The 6,494-nt window shown below is 44.3% G+C and carries 10 protein-coding genes and 1 pseudogene; all 11 read left to right on the forward strand.

Going from position 1 to position 6,494, the window contains the following annotated elements:
* Positions 1-530, forward strand: a pseudogene (locus J7R13_RS08220) (phage portal protein); the annotation flags it as partial.
* The gene (locus tag J7R13_RS08225; protein WP_208433165.1) at positions 520-1,596 is read left to right on the forward strand and encodes a S49 family peptidase; all 1,077 of its coding nucleotides are present in this window, start codon (positions 520-522) and stop codon (positions 1,594-1,596) included. The pseudogene J7R13_RS08220 and the gene J7R13_RS08225, both read left to right, overlap by 11 nt.
* Positions 1,593-1,859, forward strand: a complete 267-nt coding sequence (locus tag J7R13_RS08230) for a hypothetical protein (protein WP_017196266.1) — start codon at positions 1,593-1,595, stop codon at positions 1,857-1,859. The genes J7R13_RS08225 and J7R13_RS08230 overlap by 4 nt, the downstream gene beginning before the upstream one ends.
* Positions 1,856-2,224 (forward strand): head decoration protein, encoded by a 369-nt coding sequence (locus tag J7R13_RS08235; RefSeq protein WP_017196265.1) that lies wholly within the window; start codon positions 1,856-1,858, stop codon positions 2,222-2,224. The genes J7R13_RS08230 and J7R13_RS08235 overlap by 4 nt, the downstream gene beginning before the upstream one ends.
* A gap of 12 nt (positions 2,225-2,236) precedes the next feature.
* Entirely contained in the window at positions 2,237-3,313 is a 1,077-nt protein-coding gene (locus J7R13_RS08240; RefSeq protein WP_208433166.1) for a major capsid protein, read from the forward strand.
* A gap of 1 nt (position 3,314) precedes the next feature.
* The gene (locus tag J7R13_RS08245; protein WP_208438247.1) at positions 3,315-3,671 is read left to right on the forward strand and encodes a head-tail joining protein; all 357 of its coding nucleotides are present in this window, start codon (positions 3,315-3,317) and stop codon (positions 3,669-3,671) included.
* A gap of 121 nt (positions 3,672-3,792) precedes the next feature.
* Positions 3,793-4,341: a hypothetical protein gene (locus tag J7R13_RS08250; protein WP_208438248.1), complete on the forward strand. Its 549-nt coding sequence runs from the start codon at positions 3,793-3,795 to the stop codon at positions 4,339-4,341.
* Positions 4,322-5,011: a phage baseplate assembly protein V gene (locus tag J7R13_RS08255; RefSeq protein WP_208438249.1), complete on the forward strand. Its 690-nt coding sequence runs from the start codon at positions 4,322-4,324 to the stop codon at positions 5,009-5,011. The genes J7R13_RS08250 and J7R13_RS08255 overlap by 20 nt, the downstream gene beginning before the upstream one ends.
* Positions 5,008-5,349, forward strand: a complete 342-nt coding sequence (locus tag J7R13_RS08260; RefSeq protein ID WP_208438250.1) for a GPW/gp25 family protein — start codon at positions 5,008-5,010, stop codon at positions 5,347-5,349. The genes J7R13_RS08255 and J7R13_RS08260 overlap by 4 nt, the downstream gene beginning before the upstream one ends.
* Positions 5,346-6,173 carry a baseplate J/gp47 family protein gene (locus tag J7R13_RS08265; protein WP_208433172.1) on the forward strand — a complete coding sequence of 276 codons (828 nt, stop codon included), beginning with the start codon at positions 5,346-5,348 and terminating at the stop codon, positions 6,171-6,173. The genes J7R13_RS08260 and J7R13_RS08265 overlap by 4 nt, the downstream gene beginning before the upstream one ends.
* Positions 6,173-6,494 (forward strand): phage tail protein (locus J7R13_RS08270; protein ID WP_246786332.1); only part of this gene is annotated, 322 nt, incomplete at its 3' end. The genes J7R13_RS08265 and J7R13_RS08270, both read left to right, overlap by 1 nt.

Consider the following 6,494-nt stretch of genomic DNA (forward strand, 5'->3'; position numbering starts at 1 on the left):
TCAATATGCCTTATGCCGTTGTGACTGGAGACGTTACGCGGGGGAATTTTTCCAATGTGCGTACCTCTATCATTCAGTTTAGACGGCACGTCAAACAATGGCGCGAACATATCATTGCTTTTCAGTTCAATCGCATTGTTTGGGAGCGCTTTGTTGAAATGGCAGTGCTTTCTGGATGCGTCAATTTGCCAGAGTGGGAAGAAAATCCCTTGCCATGGCTTCAATGTGAAAGCTTTGCACCACCCCTGGAAATGATTGATCCAAACAAGGATATATCGGCGGAAAAAGAAGAAATCCGTGCAGGCTTGAAAACACGACGCATGGCACTTGCCGAGCGTGGCTTTGATATCGACAGCATTCATGCCGAAATGCAAGAAGAGCACACAGATGCTCGTGCGCGCGGCTTATCTTTTGACACCGATATGGCGGCACCCGCTGGTAGCAATCAAGTAATTGATCCCGCAGATTCAGAACTTTCTGACACTTATGAAAGCAACCAAGGCAGTGAGGCACATACAAATGGTGAATAATCTCGACATGCCGTTTTTGGCATCACGGCTTTTTGGTGTTCCTCATATGCTTGCTTCTACAAAGCTTGATGTCATTTTGAATGCTCTTGCGCCGCGTCTTTTTGAGGGAGAAAAGTTTCCCATCGGGGCGTTTGGACAAGGGGATACAGAAGCTTTCAGACCCCCTGAAACTTATGTAGTGCAAAACAATGTTGCTATCCTACCGGTTCATGGCACGCTTGTGCGCCGTGGTGCATGGCTTGGAGCTCTCTCAGGGCTAACCTCTTATGAAGGTTTAAGGGCTTCTTTTCGTGAAGCCATTGCACAACCTGATGTTCGCGCTGTCTTACTTGATATTGACAGTGGTGGTGGAGAAGCCGGCGGTGTGTTTGATTTGGTTGAAGAGTTTCAAACACTCTCAAAACAATATGGCAAACCCATTTGGGCACATGCCAATGAATTTGCCTGTTCTGCAGCTTATGCCATTGCTTGTGCGGCTTCTCAAATATGGGTTGCACGCACGGGTGTTGTGGGCTCGATTGGTGTCGTTTGCGCCCATCTTGACCAATCCCGTGCGGATGAAAAACACGGACATAAATGGACCTTTGTCTTTGAAGGTGATCACAAAGTTCATGGCAACCCTCACGAACCCTTGAGCGATACAGCACAGATAAAAATGCAAGCCGATTGCGCCCTGCTCTACGAGATGTTTGTTGATTTGGTGGCGCAAAACAGACGCTTAAATGCTGATGCAATTCGTGACACGAAGGCAGAAACTTTTATAGGCACCCAAGCTCTCAAACTTGGATTAGCAGATGTGCAAGGCACCCTTGCGCAAGCTTTGGAAGCCTTAACGGATTCCATATCACAAAACCCAACATCAACAGAAAAAGGACAAAACACATGGCACGCACACAATACCGCGCTGAAGAAGATGATGACGAAAAGATCGTCGACATCATCAATGACGAGGAAGATGACGAAGACGATAGTGACATCGACAAAAAAGCCGAAGACTTCGACGATGAAGAAAACGAATATGAGGATGAAGACAATGAGGACAATGAAAACAAGCGCGAAGATATGAAAGCCGTGCTTGAAAAAGAAAGAGAGCGCGCAAAAGCACTAACAACTCTTGAAAGGCAAGCAAAGCACTTAGGCGTTTCTTTTGACGCAGTAAAAGCTATTCAAAACGGTATGAGTCTCGAAAAAGCACGCCAGTGTGTGTTGGCGGCTGCTAGCTCTCAAAGCGCGTCTTTAAAACTCTCGCCTTATACCCCTCATAGTGATGGGACAAGCAAGGCAAAGATTCACGCAAAATGGGAAGCAGCTTGGAGGGCAGTGAAATGACAAATATTATTTATGACGACGTACGCAATGGCGCTTATCTTGGACCCTACGACCCTGATATGTCAAACGAAGAAGTGGTATTCGCATCAGGAGCATTCATTGAAGCGGGAACTGTCATGGGAAAGATAACCGCATCAGAAAAATATATCCCCCTTAATCCAGCAGCAACAGATGGCAGTCAAACACCGGCAGGGATTTCTTTTGCCACTATTGATGCAACAGAAGCAGATCAACGCGCTGTGATCACAGCACGCTTATGCACTGTAAAAGCTTCTGAACTGCTATGGCCAGATGCCATCACGGATGAGCAAAAGAAAGAAGCCATTCAGTCTTTAGAAGACCATAACAACATTCTATTGCGATAGGAGAATGCACACATGGATATGAATTTTTTTAAACATGATGCTTTCTCAAGCATCACAATGATGAAAGCCATCGAAAACTATGAGTTTCAACCTGGTCTTGTGAGCTCTCTTAATCTTTTTGAGGAAGTTGAAACCAGTACCACAGTGGTTGGTATTGAACGGCGTGATAATACATTTTCGCTTATTCAAACCAGTGAACGCGGGGCACCTTTGGCAGAAGGCGACAGAGAGGGGCGTAATCTTCGTTTTTTCAAAACAACACGGATTGCCAAAAGTGATACCGTAAAATCAGAAGAAATCCAGAACCGGCGTGAATTTGGCGCAGAAGATCAGTTAGAGACAGCAATGAAATATATTGCCAGAAAACAAAAGAAACTGATTTCTGAAATCGAATTGACATGGGAAAATATGCAGCTTGGCGCTGTTCAAGGTGTTGTCCTTGATGCTGATGGCTCTGTCATTGTGGATTGGTACAAGGAATGGGAAATCACACCACCAAAGCCCATTGATTTTAAACTGAATGTTGAGACAACCAATGTTGCTGACAATGTTGACCAAGTCATTATGAGGATGATTGAGGCTTCAAAAGGAGCATTTTCTGATCGTTCACGCATTATTGGGCTTTGTGGAAATGAATTCTTTTCCAAGTTGAAAAACCATAAAACAATTCGGGAGACCTATTTAAACACAGCCTTAGCACAGACACTCAATAGTGCTGGAGGTGTTGCAACACCAAGTGCAATTGGTTCTGGAAGCTTTGGCAGTTTTGACTTTGCAGGTGTCACTTTCATTAATTACCGGAGTATCCACAACTATAATGTAAGTGCAAAGGCTGGAACAAAGCGCGCCATAGGAATTAAGCCTGATGAATGTCAATTCTTCCCTGTTGATGCGCCTGGTGTATTCCAAAAAACCTTTGCTCCTGGTGAAAGCTTGGATTTTGCCAACACCGTTGGAAAGCCTCTCTACACCATGCTTATAGTCGACCACGACCGTAATGCATGGGTAAAACCGGAAGTTTATAGCTATCCGCTTTACATCTGCACACGCCCAGAAATGCTGTTTAAAGCCGTGATTGGAGCGAAATAACATGCGATGGCACGGGCTGCTCAACAAAATGGTTAAAGATGTACGCAACACCTTTGGGCAGCCCATCATCTACACGCGAAAGGAAAACCAGCAATCTTTTCGGATCACAGCGATTTACACCATTAAGCATTCAGAATCGGACGCCGGTGGTAGAATCCCTACTACAATTGCAAGAAAGGAACTTGATCTTTGTATCAATGACATTGGAGGATTACCACCAAAACCGGAAGATAATGTTGTAATCATTTCCCCTGAAAACAGCAAAGCTCCCTATTCTCAAGAGCACTTCACTATCACAGATGTCCAAGCCTCTGAATCCGGTATGTATAAGCTTATCTTGCGGGAGCTAAAACAATGAGGCATCTTTTTCTAACTCACCGTAAAACAGCATTTTGATTATCCGTTACACTGTAAAACCTCATCCTTTAGGGCGAAGAGGAAATCAAAGTAAAGACGGTATCAACTAAACAGGAGCGCCCATGCATCCTAGAGAGACGATAAGGGAAAGCTTTGTTGCGTTGATCAAAGCAGCAAAGACGGCAGCTGGTGACAATGTTTTCAATATGCGTGATTTCAACTTTTCCGTTGAGAACACACCTGCAATTAATATCTCAACACAAAGTGAAACAATTGAAGATGGCTATGATTATGGAGTAAGGCGGCGTGTTTTAACGCTAGATGTTGAATGTTATGCGACATGTGAAGATGGAGCGCGTTTTGTTGACCAATTAGCATGGGAAGTGGAGGAAATTTTCTACGCTAATCCCAATCTCAACAACACAGTTGAGACATGCCGCCTACAAAATATTGCTTTTGCCTTTGGTGATAATGGTGCCCTAGCGCTCCATGGTGCCATTTTAACCTTTGAGGTCACTTATGTGACGAATATCCCCAACATGGATGAAGAAGAAGGCAGTGTAACAGCAAGACTCATTGAACCTTTCTTAAGCTTTGAACCAGAAACAGGCGTGAAAAACAAAGATAAATACCATAAAATCGAGGTTACTCATGTTAGAGCGGCGCGATAAAGAAATCACAGATTTAAAAAGACGTGTGGCAAATATGGTTATGGTAGGCAAGATTAGCCATGTCGACCATAAAAACGCACGCTATCGGGTAAAAAGTGGCAATCTTGTTAGTGACTGGATTCCAGACACACAAGCCCGCGCCGGTAAAACACGCTCCTATGAAGGGCGCGATATTGGAGAGCAAGTTGTTGTTGTCTCGTCGTCCGGAGATCTATCGCAAGGAGTGATTATTGGCTCCATTCATACAGATGCTAATCAAGCAGCCGATAAAGGCAACATTCATAAGACACTTTATCCTGATGGAACCAGCCTTGAATATGATGATGAACAAAACAGCTATGCACTCACTATCAAATCAGGCGGAAAGTTTATCCTCACGATTGCGGATGGCGTGTCACTAAAAGGTGATGGTGGTAAGCTAGAGCTTACAGCACCAGAAGGCATAAAAATTGTTTCAGAAAAAGATATAAGTCTAAACGCAGATGGCAACATTTCTTTGAAAGCCGGTGGTGGCGTTTCACTCAATTCGGGTGATGGTCTCTCTCTTCACTCCGGTGATGATGTTTCCATCCATTCAAGTGGATTAAAGCACAACGGCAGCAATGTAGGAGCAACACATGTTCACGGCGGTGTTACTCCTGGTGGCTCCATGACAGGAGGTCCCAATTGAACAGTGGAATGGACCGTACAACAGGAAAGCCATTGACCGGCATTAATCATTTGCGTCAATCAATCCTTGATATTTTGTCAACACGCATTGGCTCGCGTGTGATGCGGCGTGATTATGGTTCACGTGTTGCGGAACTCATTGATGCACCGGTTAACAATGCTTTTGCCGTTGCTCTTTATGCTGCTGTTGCTGAGGCGTTAGACAAGTGGGAACCGCGTTTTAAATTGAAAAAAATTGATTTTAAAATGGTTGATGCTGGACAAGTTTCCTTATCCTTTGAAGGTATTTATTTGCCATCCGGCAAGCCCATCACCATGGAAGGATTACTAATAAAATGAATGACGTGCTTGCAAAACCAGAAATCATCACAGAACTTTCTTTTGAGGAAATACGCGCTGCTGCTCTTGCCCATTTAAAAGAGCTTTTGCCTGAATATACCGTTCTTGAAAGTGATCCGGCTGTAAAAGTCATTGAAGCTTTTAGCTATCGAGAGCTGCTTTTAAGGCAGCGTATTAACGAAGCGGCACGCAACAACATTCTTGATTTTGCAACCGGTGAATCTCTTGACGCTTTGGGAAACTGGCATGGTCTTGCCCGCATGGAGGGTGAAAGTGACGAGAGATATCGTGAACGCATAGAGCTTCATGCCCGTGGTGGCAATGGTAGCGGGACAGAGCCCTATTACAAGCTTATAGCCTTAACAGCAGATAGTCGTGTTAAGGATGCGATTGTTTATCGGAAAGGCAAAGACCCAACCATCTATGTTGCTCTTTTTGGCAATAATGAAGAAGGAACAGCATCCGAAGATCTCTTACAAACAGTCTCACAAGCTCTTAACAAAAAGAATATCATCATGACAAATGATACAATCATTGTTCACGCTGCTGTAAAAAAAGTAATAGATTTAGAAGCAGATGTTTGGCTGTTACCGGAAACATCGTTGAAAATTCTCACGACAATGGAAGCAAATTTAAGAGCAGCATGGAGACAAGAACAAGCCATTGGTCGTGAATTAAGCTTATCGTGGTGGATTTCGAAACTGATGATCCCTGGTGTCCAAAAAGTGATCGCCATTACACCAACACAAGACAGTAAGGTTTGTGATGAAGAAGTTTTATCGATTGGAAAAATCACCTTAAACTTCAAAGGGCGTGCGCGCTAATGGTTGGTTCCCTCCTCCCCACAAACGCAACGGAATTTGAAAAGCTCCTTGCCGATGCTTGCGATTTTCATCAAGATGTTGACGGTTCTGTTTTGGGGATTTCGCGCGCAAAACTGATCACACGCCCTCCCCGCTTCTTACCATGGTTGATTGAAGAATATGGACTTGGAGAGCTTACGCCTTATGTTCCAAATCTTTATGATTTAATTGATCAGGGTCTTGCATGGCAAAATATTCGTGGCTCACTTGCGGCAATAGAGTTGGGGCTTGAATGGCTAGGGATTTCGGCACGCTTTCAACCCGCCTGGACAGGACGGATAT

Origin of the sequence: Bartonella taylorii 8TBB (assembly GCF_902825155.1) — a bacterium.
In the GTDB taxonomy this organism is placed as follows: domain Bacteria; phylum Pseudomonadota; class Alphaproteobacteria; order Rhizobiales; family Rhizobiaceae; genus Bartonella; species Bartonella taylorii_A.